Source organism: Kitasatospora sp. NPDC091207 (assembly GCF_044768625.1).
Classification (GTDB): domain Bacteria; phylum Actinomycetota; class Actinomycetes; order Streptomycetales; family Streptomycetaceae; genus Kitasatospora.
In genome coordinates this window covers 133,498-147,563 of sequence record NZ_JBIVVS010000023.1, presented here as the reverse complement: position 1 = coordinate 147,563, position 14,066 = coordinate 133,498, and the positions used below count along the sequence as shown (strand labels likewise).

General features: G+C 73.7%; 13 protein-coding genes. All 13 read right to left on the bottom strand.

Translation table 11 applies throughout. The features are described 5' to 3' along the window. Nucleotides 1-195: 195 nt before the first annotated feature. Complete coding sequence (locus tag ACIQTO_RS30040) at nt 196-960, bottom strand: class I SAM-dependent methyltransferase (protein ID WP_402394503.1); 765 nt, start codon at nt 958-960, stop codon at nt 196-198. Beyond that, nucleotides 947-2,446, bottom strand: coding sequence for a coproporphyrinogen-III oxidase family protein (locus tag ACIQTO_RS30035; protein WP_402394500.1), 1,500 nt, complete (start codon nt 2,444-2,446; stop codon nt 947-949). Before ACIQTO_RS30035 ends, ACIQTO_RS30040 begins: the two co-directional genes overlap by 14 nt. 16 nt (nt 2,447-2,462) lie before the next feature. Further along, nucleotides 2,463-3,152 carry a class I SAM-dependent methyltransferase gene (locus tag ACIQTO_RS30030; RefSeq protein WP_402394497.1) on the bottom strand — a complete coding sequence of 230 codons (690 nt, stop codon included), beginning with the start codon at nt 3,150-3,152 and terminating at the stop codon, nt 2,463-2,465. Beyond that, on the bottom strand, nt 3,149-4,288 hold the full coding sequence (locus tag ACIQTO_RS30025) for a BtrH N-terminal domain-containing protein (RefSeq protein ID WP_402394494.1): 1,140 nt from the start codon (nt 4,286-4,288) through the stop codon (nt 3,149-3,151). Before ACIQTO_RS30025 ends, ACIQTO_RS30030 begins: the two co-directional genes overlap by 4 nt. Further along, on the bottom strand, nt 4,285-5,148 hold the full coding sequence (locus ACIQTO_RS30020) for an NAD(P)-binding domain-containing protein (protein ID WP_402394491.1): 864 nt from the start codon (nt 5,146-5,148) through the stop codon (nt 4,285-4,287). The genes ACIQTO_RS30025 and ACIQTO_RS30020 overlap by 4 nt, the downstream gene beginning before the upstream one ends. Beyond that, complete coding sequence (locus tag ACIQTO_RS30015; protein WP_402394488.1) at nt 5,145-6,479, bottom strand: phenylacetate--CoA ligase family protein; 1,335 nt, start codon at nt 6,477-6,479, stop codon at nt 5,145-5,147. Before ACIQTO_RS30015 ends, ACIQTO_RS30020 begins: the two co-directional genes overlap by 4 nt. Further along, nucleotides 6,476-7,528 carry a zinc-binding dehydrogenase gene (locus ACIQTO_RS30010; protein ID WP_402394485.1) on the bottom strand — a complete coding sequence of 351 codons (1,053 nt, stop codon included), beginning with the start codon at nt 7,526-7,528 and terminating at the stop codon, nt 6,476-6,478. The genes ACIQTO_RS30015 and ACIQTO_RS30010 overlap by 4 nt, the downstream gene beginning before the upstream one ends. Then, nucleotides 7,525-8,970 carry a B12-binding domain-containing radical SAM protein gene (locus ACIQTO_RS30005; RefSeq protein ID WP_402394482.1) on the bottom strand — a complete coding sequence of 482 codons (1,446 nt, stop codon included), beginning with the start codon at nt 8,968-8,970 and terminating at the stop codon, nt 7,525-7,527. Before ACIQTO_RS30005 ends, ACIQTO_RS30010 begins: the two co-directional genes overlap by 4 nt. A gap of 11 nt (nt 8,971-8,981) precedes the next feature. Further along, on the bottom strand, nt 8,982-10,118 hold the full coding sequence (gene mfnA, locus ACIQTO_RS30000; protein ID WP_402394479.1) for a tyrosine decarboxylase MfnA: 1,137 nt from the start codon (nt 10,116-10,118) through the stop codon (nt 8,982-8,984). Nucleotides 10,119-10,173: 55 nt separating this feature from the next. Then, nucleotides 10,174-11,094, bottom strand: a complete 921-nt coding sequence (locus ACIQTO_RS29995; protein ID WP_402394476.1) for a deoxyribonuclease — start codon at nt 11,092-11,094, stop codon at nt 10,174-10,176. Nucleotides 11,095-11,101: 7 nt separating this feature from the next. Further along, nucleotides 11,102-11,944, bottom strand: coding sequence for a sugar phosphate isomerase/epimerase family protein (locus ACIQTO_RS29990; RefSeq protein WP_402394474.1), 843 nt, complete (start codon nt 11,942-11,944; stop codon nt 11,102-11,104). Nucleotides 11,945-12,025: 81 nt separating this feature from the next. Beyond that, nucleotides 12,026-12,664 carry a class I SAM-dependent methyltransferase gene (locus tag ACIQTO_RS29985; RefSeq protein WP_402394472.1) on the bottom strand — a complete coding sequence of 213 codons (639 nt, stop codon included), beginning with the start codon at nt 12,662-12,664 and terminating at the stop codon, nt 12,026-12,028. 150 nt (nt 12,665-12,814) lie between these two features. Then, a complete protein-coding gene (locus ACIQTO_RS29980) occupies nt 12,815-13,924 on the bottom strand; it encodes a 2-deoxy-scyllo-inosose synthase (RefSeq protein WP_402394469.1) in 1,110 nt (369 codons plus the stop codon). Nucleotides 13,925-14,066 lie beyond the last annotated feature (142 nt).

Here is a 14,066-nt window from a genome sequence, read left to right as displayed (position 1 = left end):
TCGGTTGTCGGGCCCGCCGGACGGTTGTTGGACCGGGTCCGCGCGGCCGGGGTCTGCTGGTGCCACCCCCCCCCGGGCGCGCGGGCCGGGGGGGGGGGGGGGGGGGGGGGGGGCCCCCGCGGCGCCCCCCCCCCCCCCCCCCCCGCCGGTGCTCCGCCGGGCCGCGGGGGCGCCGGCGGAACCGCGGGGGGACCGTCAGTCGAAGATCCGGTCGTAGATGCCGGGCTCGCCGACGGTGTACCCGGTGTCCCGGGTCCGGGAGGAGACCACCAGGTTGATGCCCTCCCGGCTGACGCTCCAGTCGCCCAGGCCGACCTGGTCGAGCAGCTCGCGCATCTCCTCGGTCGAGTACGAGGCCCGCAGCGACCGCATGAACGCGTTCGCGTCACCGCCGGCGTACTGCAGCACGAAGGAGACCATGCCCTCGTCGGCGTCGCGGGCCAGGTCGTACAGCAGGACGGCGCCGCCGGGGCGGCAGACCCGCGCCAGCTCGGGCAGGATCCGGGCCGGCTTGTCCCAGCGGTTGATCGCGCAGAAGCTGAACACCACGTCGAAGCTGTCGTCCGGGTACGGCAGCCGGCTGTACCGGGCCCAGTCGCAGGCGAAGTCGCCGCCGTAGGAGACCAGGTTGGCGAAGATGGTGTTCTCCCGGGCGACCTCCAGGAAGGCGTCGTTGCTGTCCAGCCCGGTGAAGGTGGAGTCGCGATGCTGGGCGGCCAGGCGCAGCGACAGCAGCCCGCTGGCGCAGCCGATCTCCAGGACGTTCTTGTCCGGCCCGCAGTCCGGCCCGATCAGCTTCATCATGTGCTGCATCGGGATGATCATCGAGGTGCGCACGCTGCGGTCGTACGCGCGGCACTCCTCGGCGGTCTCGAACGGGTCGCCCTGCGGGGTCCGTTCGGCGAGGTCGAAGATCCGGCCCCGGCGGGCGCGGCGCGCGGTGCTCTCAGAACTGGACAAGGGGGAGCCCCTTCCGGCCGTCGGTGCGGTCGATCTGCCACTTGAGGATCTCGGTGCTCGCCGAGGTCGGCTGCGGGAGCCGGTAGTTGGCGTCCGAGTAGAAGCTCTTGGAGATGTTGTCGATGTAGTACCAGCCCTTCGGGTAGGTGACCTGGATCGCGTCGTCGTCGACCTCCAGCAGCCCCTTGGCCACCAGGTCGTCGACCTTGTCCTTGAAGTACTCGTACGGGTCGACGCCGTGGCGGTCGCGGTAGACCGAGCGCTTGACCCGCAGCAGCTTCAGCCCCAGCACGAGGCTGCGGCAGCGCTGCTCGTGCTCGTCGGTGTAGGCGCCCATCACCACCGGCAGCCGGCCCTCGTTGCACCGGCTGATGTACGACTCGATGTCCGGCTCGTTGAGGTACATGTGGTTGTTCAGGTACCCGTAGGCCCCCGAGCCGATGGCCACCATGTCCCCGCACCGGCCCCAGATCTGGGACAGGTGGTCGGTGAGGTAGAAGGTGTCCGTCTCCAGGCCGCGGTACGGCTTGCTGCCGTCCTTGACCACCGGGTACGTCTTGACCCCGGCGGCCTCCCACTCCGGCCGCATCGGCTCGATGAAGTCGTTGTAGGTGAGCGCCAGGTAGCCCGCGTCCATCAGCGTGGTGTGCAGGTACTGGTACATCTCGTCGGCCTCGCGGGTGCTCGGGCAGGGCGGGGTGGCCCCGCTCTGCAGCGCGAAGAACACCTCCGAGCCGGGCATGACCGCGTAGTTGTAGACCGAGAACGACGTCACCGGCAGGTCCATCAGGGTGCGGATGTCCTGCGCCCACAGCTCCGGGGTCTGGCCGGGGATGCCGATCATGTAGTCGATGCAGAGGTTCTCCAGGCCGCTGCGGTCGATCAGCTCGATGGTGCGGGTGGCGGACTCGCCGGTGTGCGCCCGGGCCCGGCCGAGGTAGCGCAGCAGCGGGTCGTGGAAGGTCTGGACGCCCAGGCTCATCCGGTTGACGCCGTGCTTGAGCAGCACGTCGAGCTTCTGCTGGTCGACGTCGACCGGGGTCGACTCGATGGTGATCGAGCAGTCCGGGCTGAAGTTCAGCCGCTGCTTCATGTAGCCGAGCAGGTCGTCGAGTTCCTCGGCGCGCAGCGTGGTCGGGGTGCCGCCGCCGAAGTAGCCGGAGGTGAAGACGGTGTCCCGGACGTGCGGCAGCTGCGAGTAGAGGTCGATCTCGCGCTTGAGCGCCTGGAGGTAGCGCTGGGTGAGGGTGTTGCGGGTGGAGAACTTGTTGTACGGGCAGCTGGTGCAGACCTGGTTGCAGAACGGGATGTGCACGTAGAACGAGGTGGTCTTGGGGAACTTCTCGCGGGTGGCGTAGATCTGGTCCGCCGTCAGCGGCTTGACGTCGCACGGGTACCAGCGGACGAACTCGATGTCCCGCTCCGGGTAGTCGCGCCAGAAGCTCGGGGTGTCGAGGAAGTTCCGGGTGATCGCTTCTTGGGTCATGTGCCCCTCCGGTTCGTCAGGTGGCGCGTTGGTGCTCGACGGTGAGTGCCATCGGGCCGTCCGGGCCTACCGCCCAGTCGGCCATCCCCGCGGCGTCGAGCCGTTCGCGCAGTTCGGTGCTGGTCCAGGCGCCGCGCAGGGAGTCCAGGTAGGTGCGCAAGCGGTACCGGCCGTCGGGCGAGTCGTCGGCGGCCATCTCACGCAGGGTGTATTCGAGGATGAACGGGTCCGGGTCCCGGCGCAGGTCGTTGACCAGCAGCCGGCCGCCGGGGGCCAGGGCCCGCGCCAACCCGCGCAGCAGGCCGGCGGGTTCGAGGCACTCGCCGAGCGCGTGCACGCTGTAGACCAGCGGGTGGCGCCCGGCGAGGGCGGCCGGCAGCGGGCTCCCGGCCGGCCAGTGGTCGACGGGCACCGCGGCGCCGAGCCGCTCGCGCAGCGGCGCGACGGCGCCCGGGTCGGTGCAGAGCACCCGCAGGTCGACCGGGCGGCGCGCCAGCAGCAGCCCGGCGAACCCGCCGTAGCCGGGGCCGGCCTCCAGCACCGGGCCGTCCGCGCAGGCGCTCTCCAGGAGGTCGAGGAACTCCTCCTTGTACTGGTTGCGGGCGGCCACGTACCGGTCGTACGCGAGGCGGTCCGCCTCGTCGGAGAGCCGGTGGCGGGTCGGCGTCCGGACGGCCGGCAGCAGGCCGGTGGACACGGTGTTCACACCTCCCTCAGCAGGGCGAACAGCTCCCGCTCGGTCTCGGCGACGGAGCTGAGGGCGGCCCGCAGCTCTCCGGCGAGGCGCTCGCGCACCGGGCCGAGCCCGGCCGCGGCGGCGGCCCGCAGCCCGGGCAGCCGCTCGCCCAGCAGGGCGGCGCGGGCCAGCGCGGCGGCGCCGCCGTCCAGCAGCTCCGTCTCCCGGGCCCGGTAGGCGGCCCCGAGTTCGGCGAAGTCCGCCGTCCAGTCGGGCAGCAGCAGGCCGGTCACCCGCTCCCAGCGCCCGGCGCTGTCGGCGCAGAGCAGGGCGGCGTCGGCCAGCCGGTGGTCGCCGGTGAGCTCGGCCGCCTCGGTCAGGAACGCCCGGAAGAGGTTGCGGAAGGCGTTCCCGCCGGTGCCGGCCAGCTCGAAGTCGACGTAGGCGCCGGAGAGTTCCTCCACCACGGCGTCGGCGGCGGTGCCGCTGAGCAGCAGGTGCCCCAGCCCGGCCGCGTAGGAGTCGAGGCCGCGCAGCCCGAAGCTGGGCACCGGCGGGTGCAGCATCGCGCGGCAGGAGTGCCGGATGCCCTGGCGGATGTCGTCCTCGGTGGGGTGCCGGGCGGCCTTCCAGTCGGCGCGCAGCAGGGCGTGCCGGGGCGGGAAGGGCTGGTGGCCGGAGGCCCGGGCGGTGGCCAGTTCGGCCGTCGTCAGGGTCTGCGGGCGGGCCGGGCGGTCGGAGACGGTGACGGTGCCGTGCTCGCGGTCGTGCCCGAGGACGACGATCGCGTGGCCGCCGAAGTGCCGGGTGGCCTGGAAGTACGGCAGGTGGAAGAGGTCGGCGTAGACGACCGCCGGTCGGCCCCCGTCGAGTTCGGCCAGCAGGTCGTCCCAGGCCCGGCCGGGGTCGTCGGTGACGGCGACCTCCAGGTCCAGGCCGACGCCGGCCGCCATCCGCCGGGTGAACTCCGGGAACGGGCCGTTGCGCCCGCCGGTGAAGCCGCGCCCGCCGGGCGGCGCGGGCATGTGCATGAAGTTGATGCCGCCGGCCACGCCGAACAGCATCGCCTCGCTGATCGGCAGGCCGTGGGCGGCCAGCTGCTTGCGCAGCGAGGCGGTCTCGCAGTGCGCGCCGCCGTGCGGCAGGTCCGGCGGGGTGGTGGTCATGCGGGTCCTCCCGGGGTGACGGGGCGTTCGGCCCAGGCGGTCCAGCCGAGCGCGTCCGGCGGGACGAGCGCGGCGTCCGGCGGGGCGAAGGGCGCGGCGACGGGTGCCGGGGCGGCCGGCGGGCGGGTCGCGGTCGCGGCCTCGGCGGCGATCTCGTCCAGCACCGAGCGGGTGTAGGGGTTGGCGTCCGAGGGCGGGTAGTCCAGTGCCGTCCCGACGAAGACGTTGCGGATCGCGGCCCGCACGATGTCGGTGGGCAGACCGCGCCCGGTCAGTTCGGCGGCCAGGTCGGCGCAGGCGCGCAGGGCGGCCTTGGTGGCGGCGCGGTTGGCCGGGCCGACGCAGGCCTCGGGCCCGAGCACCACTTCGCCGAGGTCGGCGGCCAGGGTCCGCAGCAGCCCGATCCGGCGCGGCGCGGAGGTCACCAGGACGGTCTTGAGGCCGAGCGCGACCGCCGTGAACTGGCAGACCGGCTTGAGGCCGACCACCTCCACGCCGAGGTCGGGCAGGTCCTCGGTGGGCACGCTGGTCGCCATGTTGACGAACAGCGCCCGGCGGCCGACCTGGTCGGTCAGCGCGGCGAGCCGGCGCAGCGCGGCCGCGGTCTCCTGCGGCGGGACGCAGAGCAGCACGGTGTCGGCGGCGGTGAGGATCTCGCGCTGGTCCATGTCGGGCAGCGAGAGCTCGGCGGCGACCCGCCGGGCCACCGCGGGGTCGCTGTCGTTGAGCAGCACGGGGAAGCGCTCGGCCAGCCGGTCGGCCAGCACCGCGCCGAGCCGGCCGAGGCCGACCACGGCGATCGTCCCGGGGTCGTTGTGCCGGGGTTCGGCCGGGTTGCCCGGGCGCAGGCCGAGCGTCATGAGACCGCCTCCAGGTCCTCGATGGTCAGGCTGCCGGGCTTGAGCATCCGGTCCATCGCCCGGCGCACCTGGGCCCGGTCGATCGGGGCGACCGCCGCGGGCACCCCGAACTCGGCGGTGACCCGCTCGGCGACGGCCGCGCAGAGCGCCGTCGGGTCCCCGCCCTCGGCCTCCACCCGGATCTCCAGGGCGTCCCCGGTGACGCCGGCCGCCCAGTAGAGGCCCGCGCCCCCGGTGGCGAGCACGGTCTGCTCCAGCGCCAGCTTGTTGATCCGCCGTCCGCCGACGGTCAGCTGCTCGCTGACCCGCCCGTGGTGGGCGAGCACCCGGCGCGGGCTGCCGCAGGCGCAGGGCTCGGCGGAGACGGTGACGAAGTCCCCGCTGCGGTAGCGCAGCAGCGGCATGGCCCGGCCGGCGAGCGAGGTGATGACGAGCTCCCCGGCGGTGCCGTCGGGCACCGGCGTGGTGGTCTCCGGGTCGATCACCTCGAACAGGTGCCGGTCCTCGGTGAGGTGCAGGCTGCCGCGCTCGCAGACCAGGCCGAGCGAGTTGGTCTCGGTGGAGCCGTAGGCGTTGGAGAGCCGGACGCCCCAGAGCGAGGCGATCTTCTCCAGTTTGGCGGGCGAGCAGGTCTCGCCGACGTAGAGGAAGGTCCGCAGGCCGATCTCGGCCGGGTCGCGCCCGGTGTCCTTGAGCATGTCGTAGAGGCGCAGTGCCCGGCTCGGTGTGCAGACCAGCGCGGTCGGGCGGACGGTCCACATCATCTCGACCATCCGCTCGAACGGGCAGACCAGGCTGAGCGTGCCGACCGGCACCACGGCCGCGCCGTTCTGCTCCAGCGCCCGGTCCAGGTCGTACGAGGCGAAGGCCAGCTCGTAGGGGATGGCGATGAAGGCGAGGTCGCCGGGGCCCAGGACGTGGCCGACGGACTGCTCGACCGCGACGTTGCCGCGGATCCAGTCCTCGTAGGTGATCATCGACGAGGTGGGGCTGCCGGTGGTGCCGGTGGACTCGCCGTAGCGGATCAGCTCCTCCCGGCCGACCGCGAGCAGGCCGAACGGGTAGGCGCCGCGCAGCTCCGCCTTGGTGGTGAAGGGCAGCGTCCGCAGCTCCTCGACGCTGCCGGGCCGCAGCGATCCGTGCTGGTCGGCCCAGTGCTCGCGGTAGAACGGCGAGTTGGCGAAGGCGTGGTCCAACTGGCACCGCAGCAGCGTGAACTGGTGGTCGGGCACCTGGTCGGGGCTGAGCTTCTCGAAGGCCGCGAGGTCGGCGAGCGCGGCTTCCCGGATCTCCGGATAGCGCAGGTGCGGCGGGCGGTCGGCGGTGGTCACCGGGCATCCTCTCCAAACATCAGCTGGGTCTTGATCCGGGTGCGGGGGTCGAGGGCGAAGGCCTCCGCCGCCCGCTCGGCGGGCAGCCGGTGGGTGACCAGCAGCGCGGCCTCCTCGCGGTGGCCGGCCAGGAACTCCTGGGCCCGGTCGAAGCCGCCGGTGCCGCCGATCGAGCCGACCAGGGTCAGCGCGTTGGCGACCAGCAGGTCGGTGCGCAGCGCCGCGCTGCGGCGCAGCCCGAAGCAGAGCACCCGCCCGCGCGGTACGGCGCAGGCCAGTGCGGTGGCGAGTCCGTCGGCGCCGCTGGAGCAGTCCACGGTCAGGTCGTAGCGGGCGGCGGCGGTGAGGGCGGCGTAGCCGCCGGCCGACCGCGCGGCGGCGTCCGGCTCGGGCGCCCCGGTGCGCACCCGGGCGCTCGGCAGCAACTGCCGGACGGCGGCGGCCTTCACCGGGTCCGCCTCCAGCAGCTCCACCTCGCCGGCCCCGTACGCCCCGGTGAGCAGCAGGTACGAGGCGAGGCCGAGGGCGCCGGCGCCGATCACCAGGACCCGCTCGTCGGGCCGCGGCCCGATCCGCTCCAGGCCCTGGGCGGCGACCGCGAAGAACTCGGAGAGCGCCAGCAGCCCGGGGCCCAGGCCGTGGGTGTCGGGGTAGAGGTAGCGGCGGTCCACCGTCCGCAGGCGGGTCGAGAAGCCGTCCACGGTGAGGCCGAACTTCTCGATCCGGGCGCAGACGTTGCGGTCGGTGCCGCACCGGGGGCAGTCGCCGCACCAGCGCGAGCAGTCGCCGGTGACCCACTGGCCCAGCAGCGCCCGGCCGTTGCTCCCGGTGTCGACGACCAGGCCGGACCACTCGTGGCCGAAGCGCAGCGGGTAGCCGCTGGGGCCGCCGTAGGTGCCGTCGAACAGGGCCTGGTCGCTGCCGCACAGGGTGACCCGGTCGACCTGGACCAGCACCTCGTCGGGGCCGAGCGGCGCGGTGGGCGGCTTCGCCTCGCCGACGGTGAGCCGGCCGGGAGCGGTCAGTCGCAGGTCCGCACCGGCGCTCATCGCGCACCGCCCGCGGGCGGCGCCTGGAGCGGCGGCAGGTGCTCGCCCAGTTCGGCCTCGATCCGCTCGCTCTCCGCGCGGGCCATGGTGATGCGCTCGCGCAGGCTGATCGAGTTGAGCCCCCACCACAGGTACCAGTTGTCGTTGGCGAGCACCCGCGCCTGGATCTCGTCGAGGAGGGCGTCGTCCTCGATGACCGCACGGGAGCAGTAGTACTTGGGCACGATGAATCGCTCCGTTCCGGTGATCATTCCCTCGGCGACGGCGGTGCCGTGCAGGGCGGTGCCCCGGCAGACCCGCAGGCCGAGCGTCCAGAAGGCGTGCACGTCGGGCGTGGCGGGCGGGACGAGCCGCTCCATCACGTCGAAGGTCTCGCGGACGGAGTCCCGGTCGTCGCCGGGGCTGCCGATGAACAGGCAGTGCTCGACCCGGATGCCGGCCTCGACGAACCTGCGGTGGGACTCGACGATCTGGCGCTGGCGGAAGTTCTTCTTCAGTCCGCGCAGGATCCGGTCACAGGCCGAGTCGGTGCCGAACTCCACGTAGTAGCAGCCGGTCCGGGCCATCAGGTCGACCAGCTCGGCGGTCACGTTGCCCGGGTTGACCATGCAGGACCAGGGCATCTCGATGCCCCGCCGGACGAACTCCCGCAGCACCTCCAGCGAGTAGTTGAGCGGCAGGTTGAACACCCCGTCGACGATCTCCAGGACCTCCAGGCCCTCGTCGCGCAGCCGCTCCACCTCGTCGGCGACCCGGGAGACCTCGTCGAACTTCACCCCGGTGCCGTCCACCAGGAAGTTGCTGCAGAAGACGCACTCCAGCACGCAGCCCTTCTTGGTCTGGATGGTCGCCGGCACCTTGAGGCTGCGGTCGTGCGTCTCGTACGAGTAGCTGAAGTACCGCTGGTCGTAGAGCGCCGGGTCGGGGCGGGCCGCCTTGCGGTAGTCGATCCGGAAGACGGCGTCGCGGCGGTGGTAGCCGCCGCCCGGGAGCGGGCTGATCACCCCGGGCACCTCCAGCGGCTCCTCGCCGCGGGCCAGGTGGTCCAGCAGCGGCTGGACCGACTCCTCGGCGAAGCCGGTGATCCCGTAGTCGGCCCGGACGAAGTCCATCAGGTCCTCGGGGACGGTGGAGAACCCCGGGCCGCCCAGCAGGACGGTGACGCCGGGCAGTTCGTCGCGCGACCAGTCGGCCACCTCGCGGGCGAGCGGGGTGTAGACGACCGGCTCCAGCATGCTCTGCGAGTCGACGTTGCGGATCGATATCCCCACCACGTCGGGCTTGAAGGCGCCGACCGCCGCCCGCACCACCGGCTCGTCCTCCTCCTCCCACATCAGGTCCAGCGTCTCGACCTGGTGCCCGGCGGCCCGGGCCTGGGTGGCGATGGTGACCATGCCGATCGGCAGCACCGGCCGGAAGGACTTCAGCTTGTTGATCGACACGAAGAGCACCTTCACGGCCGGCCCCCGTCGACCTCGGCCAGCACCGCGACCAGGCGGCGCAGCTGCCGCTCGCTCTGGTGCCAGTGCACGACCAGCCGCAGCAGGCCCAGCCGGCGGGCCACCGAGGCGATCAGGCCGCGCTCCTCCAGCGCGTCCACCAGCTTCTCCGGGCTCGGGTGGCGGACCGTCACCACGGTGAGCTCGGGCCGCGGGGCCACCTCGAAGCCGGCCCCGGTGAGCAGCTCCACCAGTAGCGCGCGCCGGTCCCAGAGCCCGGCCACCGACGCCCGGTAGCCGCTGCGGCCCTGGGCGCGCAGCGCCGCCCAGGTGGCCAGCAGCGCGCCGCCGGGCCGGGTGCCGAGCAGGGCGTGGTGGTCGAAGGTGCCCCGGTAGTGCGAGGAGGTGCGTAGCGCGTCCGGCGCCTCCGGGTCGCGGAACAGGACGTGGCCCGCGGGGATCGGCGCGCCGCCGTACTTGTGCGGGTCCAGCGTGATCGAGGAGACGCCCGGGACGGCGAACCCGACCGGTGGCAGCGGCTCGCCCAGCTCCCGGGCGAACGGCACCAGGAAGGCGCCGGTGGCGGCGTCCACGTGCACCGGCACGCCGAGGGCCGAGGCGTGCGCGGCGATCGCCGGCACGTCGTCCACGGCGCCCGACTCGGAGCTGCCCGCGGTGGCCACCACCAGGGCGGTGTCCGGGGTGATCAGCGGCAGCAGCCGGGCGGTGTCGACCCGCAGCCGTTCGTCGGAAGGGACCCGGACCACCTCGACCGCCAGCAGCGCGGCGATCTTGTCGAAGGAGAAGTGCGCGCTGTCGCCGAGCAGGACGCGGGCCGGCGCGTCGGCCCCGAAACGGGCCCGGTGGCGCCGGACGGCGGCGAGCACCGCCAGCAGGTTGGCCTCGGTGCCGCCCGAGGTGGCCACCCCGGACGCCCCGGGGCCGTCCATCAGGTCGGCCAGCATGGCCGTCACCTCGGCCTCGGCACGGGGCAGCGAGGGGAAGATCCGGTTGTCGCCCAGGTTGCTCTGCTGGTGGGCGGCGAACACCTGCTGCGCCACCGGCAGCGGCGTCGAGCAGATCGAGTTGAAGACGGTGCCGTCCCGGTAGTCGTGGTCGTCGGCGCAGAGCCCGGCCAGCTCGGCCAGCACCTGCTCGACGGGCGCCCCCCGGTCGGGCAGCCCGGCCGGGCGGTCGCCGGCTGGCTCAGCCGGCGGCGGGGACCCGGTGGGGGACGGCGAAGAACTGGGCAGCGTTGCCATGAGCGAGAGCCCTCACGATCTGCTCGGGGACACCATGGAGTCGGAGCCGGTGCACCGTCCGGGCCAGACCCAGCGGGTCGGCCGAGCCGAAGTGCAGGCCGGTGTTGAGCATCAGCCGCTCCGGGCCGAACCGCTCCAGCAGGCCGAGCACCTCGCGGTGCGACTGCTTCTCGCGGATCTGGAACAGCGCGTCCTGGCGCGGGGCGACCGCGATCCCGTACCCGCCGAGCCCGCGCAGCGCCGGGTGCTCGGCCAGCAGGTCGATCCGCCGCTCGTCCAGGTCGAGCAGGGCGATCGTGGCGGGGTCGATGCCGGCCCGTTCCACCGCGCCCGCCAGCGGCGCCAGCATCGCCCGGAAGGCCGGCAGCGCGGGCGGCGACTCCACCAGCACCGGCAGCGCGCGCGCCGACGCCAGCTTCAGCTGCCGCTCCAGCACCTCGACCTCGTCCGGGCCGCCGGCGCGCAACGACACCTCGCCCAGCGCCCGGACGCTCGGGTGGTCGAGGTACTGCTCCAGCACCTCGATCCCGGCCAGCGCGCCGCGCAGGTCCGCCATGTCGGCCGCGTGCACCGCGAGCGCCACGTGCAGGTCGATCCCGTACGCGGCGGCCCGTGCGGTCTCGGCCCCGGTGAGCCGCTCGAACCGGGCGGCGAAGGCGCTGCCGGAGTCCCGGGCCTCCAGTGAGGCGGAGCACGGCGCGAGCGCGGTGAGCACCCCGCTGACGGCCATCAGCTCGTAGTCGTCCGCGTTGCGCAGGTCGGTGTGGATGTGATGGTCGAACAGCGGGGTCAGACCGGTCCCGTGCAGGGCCCGGGGGGCGAGCGGCGGCGGGGGCGGCGGTGGGCCGGGGCGGTCGGCGGGCACGGCCGGCTCAGCCCCGCGGGCCGGCGGCCGCGGCGATCGCCGCGGTCAGCACCTCGCGGCTGCGGCGCAGCGCGTGCTCGTAGCGGTCGGCGTGGTTGTACAGCTCCACGCTGACGTAGCCGTCGTAGCCGCCGCGCCCCAGCACCGAGAAGAACCCGGCGAAGTCGATGTCGCCGTCCCCGGGGATCTCGTGGTGGTGCACCCGGCCCTTGATGTCCTCGACCTGGATGATCTTCGTGTAGGGCAGGTTCCGCTCGACCGAGCCGAGGTAGTCCTCCTCCACCACCCGGCAGTGCCCGAGGTCCTGGGCGAGGGCGAACCGGTCGGAGGCCAGCGCGTCGGCCAGCCGGGCGACCCCGTCGTTGCTCTCCAGGAAGAACTCCGGCTCGGGCTCCATCGCCAGCACCGCGCTGCCCGGGCCGTCCAGCACCTGCCGGACGCCCTCGTCCAGCCACTGCCGGGCCTGCTCCTCGCCCACCTCGGGCTTGCGCTTGCCGGTGGCGAAGTTGACGTAGGGGATGCCCAGTTCGTCGGCGATCCGGACCGCCCGCAGCACGAGGTCGACGCGGCGGGCCCGGCCCTCGGCGGTGGGGTGGATCAGCGAGGGCTCGAACCGCTCCTCGCCGAGCAGGTTGTCGGCGCCCGCGGCCAGGCAGCAGGCCGTCAGCCCGGAACGCTCCAGCGCCTTGCGGATCGGCGCGGCCTCGGCGGGGCCGAACGCGAACGGGTCCAGGTGAGCCGGGTGCAGCGAGAGTTCGATCCCCTCGTAGCCGGCGTCGGCGACCGCCTCGACGGCCCGCTCCACCGAGATCGTCCGCAGGCCGTTGGCGTTGTAGGCAAGCTTGACCACGACAGTTCTCCTTGTTCGTGCTGACCGGTCAGGAACGGGGGTGCGGGCCGCCGCCGGGGCGGCCCCGCGGAGCTGGTGCGCTCACTTCTCCGCGGTGGCGTGCACGTGGAAGTCGTGCCAGGTGCGCAGCTCGATCCGCTGGAAGCCGGCGGCGCGCAGCATCTCCTCCAGCTCGTTGAGCGAGAAGCGCAGGTGCACCTCCTCGGGGCCGGCGCCGTCGGGCTGCCGGGCGTACCAGGCCTCGATCTCCCGGTTGCGCTCCTTGTCGGCGGTCTTGCGGTAGTCCGCCAGGGCCACCCGCCCGCCGGGGCGCAGCACCCGGTACATCTCGGCGATCGCGGCCGGGGCCTCGTCGGCCAGCTCGTGCAGGACGTAGGTGGAGATCACCAGGTCGGCGGCGGCGTCGGCGACGGGCAGCGGCACCACCGGGCCCACGGTGCGGGTCAGCCGGTCGGCCACGCCCTCCCGGGCGGCCCGGGTGGCGAGCACCTCCAGCAGCTCCGGGCTGCCGTCGACGCAGTGCACCGAGCCCTCCGGCCCGACCAGCCGGGCGGCGGGCACGGTCGCGTAGCCCGTCCCCGCGCCGACGTCGACCACCTGCTGGCCGGGGGCGGCGCCGACGGCGCGCAGCAGGTCCTGCACCTCGCCGAGCGCCCAGCGCAGCGGGCCGTCGAGCCGGTAGACCGTCTCGGCGATCTCCGGGGATTGCGCGTCGTACATGGATGACTCCTTCGGGAGGCCGAACGGGCCGTCGGGCCCTGCTGGTTCGGCGGTCGGAGGTGTGCCGGGCGCGCCGGGCGGCGCGGGGGTGCGCGAGGTGCTGGGCGGGGGTGCTGGGCGGGGTTGACGTGCAGGGGTGCGGGCAGGTGCTCAGGCTTCGGCGAGGACGGTCTTCAGCAGTGGCTCGGGCACCGGCGTCTCGTGGTCGCCGTCGACGATGTGCACCCGGCCGACCTCGGGCACCAGCACGAACCGCACCGCGCTGCCGGCCCGGCGCTTGTTGTCGCTGAGGATGACCTCGACGATCCGCTCCGGGGTGAACTCCCGCGGCACCGCGGTCGGACTGCCGATCAGGGTGCCCAGCAGGTGCTCCTGGCGGGCCAGTACCTCCGGGGCGGTGATGCCGAGCCGGATGCCCAGCCGGGCCGCCGCGCACATCCCGATGCCGACCGCCTCGCCGTGCAGCAGCGCGCCCCCGGAGAGGAACTCCACCGCGTGCCCGACCGTGTGGCCGTACTCCAGGATGATGCCGGCGCCGCGTTCGCCCGGGTCCTGCGCCAGGATGCTCAGCTTGCTGCGCACCACCTCGTGGCAGACCCCGAGCAGGTCGTCCCGGATGCCCGCCACCCCGCCGGCCAGCAGGCCCTCCATCCGGTCTACCCAGGCGGCGTCGTTGACCAGGCCGTTCTTCAGCGCCTCCACCAGGGCGCTGCGGTGCTGGCGCTCCGGCTCGCTGCGCAGCATCGCCACGTCGGCCCAGATGAACAGCGGCGCGTGGTAGACGCCGAACTGGTTCTTGCCGAGCGCGCCGTTGACGGCCTGCTTGTTGCTGAGGGTGCCGTCGGTGAGGTTCAGCATGGTGGTCGGGATCTCGACGAAGCGCAGGCCCCGGTAGACCATGGCGGCGGCCAGCCCGGCCAGGTTGCTGATCATGCCGCCGCCGAGCGCGCCGACGATCGAGTCCTTGGTGGCGCCGGCGGCCACCAGCCGCTCGCAGAGGGCGGTGAGTTCGGGCCAGCCCTTGACGCTCTCGCCCTCGGCCACGGTGATCAGGTTGACGGCGACGCCGGCCCGGCCGAGCCGGTTCGCGAGGTCCCGGCCGAACAGCTCGTACAGCGGCTGGCTGGTGACCAGGTAGAACTCGTCGAACGCGTGCCGGCCCAGGTACTCGGGCAGCCGGTCGCCGATGGACTCGCCGAGATAGTACGGGCAGCTCGGGCTGGTCCCGCTGGAAAGCTCGATGATGGTTCCGTCGGACACGTCGGTCCTTTCGTGCAGGGTGTCGGAACGGGTGGTGTCGGAACGGGTGGTCCTGGGGCGCGTGGTCCCGGACGGGCGGTCCCGGACGGGTGGTCCCGCGGCCGCGGTCGTGCGCGGGGGTGCTCCCGGTGGTGCGGGCGGG